1 pseudogene is annotated in these 776 nt (G+C 62.4%); it reads right to left on the minus strand.

Annotated features, from left to right (window positions below):
* Positions 1-35 precede the first annotated feature (35 nt).
* A pseudogene (locus NW818_RS13800) lies at positions 36-776 on the minus strand (hypothetical protein); the annotation flags it as partial.

The raw sequence follows: 776 nt of genomic DNA on the forward strand, positions 1-776 counted from the left end.
GGTTTCGGGGGTTAGAGGCATGCTCTGCAGGAGGGTTAGCGCAGGTTGAGTTGGGGCTGCAAATTAAAGGAGTGCCCCGGCACCACCACGTAGACGTCGGGGATGTTGGTGGGCTCCAGGCTTTGCAGGGCTAACCCTTCGATGTTGGAGCGCAGGGCGTTGTTGATGGTGGCTTCCAGTTGGGATAAAACCTGCGCCTCGTTGCCCTGAGCGGCCAAGCCAGGAAACTGGCTGTACACGGCGCGCGCCAAGCTGCTGGCCAAGGGGAGCTGGATCAGGGTGAGGTTGGATCCCCCCAGCTGGGGGCCCAAGGTGTTGGCCCGGCCGCGGATGCCCAAAGCTTGGAGGGCATTGGCCGTTTGGCTGACGGGGATGGTGCAAGTATCCATCTTGTAAACGGGCACTGAGGCCATGGTCAGAGCAGAAACGCTGGTCAGTTGCACCACAGTAAAGGAGGCAGTGCCGTTGTAGGCAAAGCAAAAATCGCGAAAGGCTGCGGGCACATTGGCAGCACGGATGGGGCGCTCATCGTCAAAGCCGCCCGACTCGGCGAAGATGTTGCGGATAGCGAATCCCCCGAAGAAGGCCAGCAGGGCCACCACCAGCAGGATCGTCAGATCGGAGGAGGAGACCCCCCCGCTGGAGCTGCCGCCTCGCCCACCACCGCCATATCCCCCACCGCCAACATAGCTGGAGGTGTAGCCGTAAGCCGCGGAACGGCTGTAGTCACTGCGGTAGCCGGATTCCCCAAGGACTCCGTCCCGCTTACGCGAGCG

It is taken from the genome of Synechococcus sp. R6-5 (assembly GCF_047461775.1).
In the GTDB taxonomy this organism is placed as follows: domain Bacteria; phylum Cyanobacteriota; class Cyanobacteriia; order Thermostichales; family Thermostichaceae; genus Thermostichus.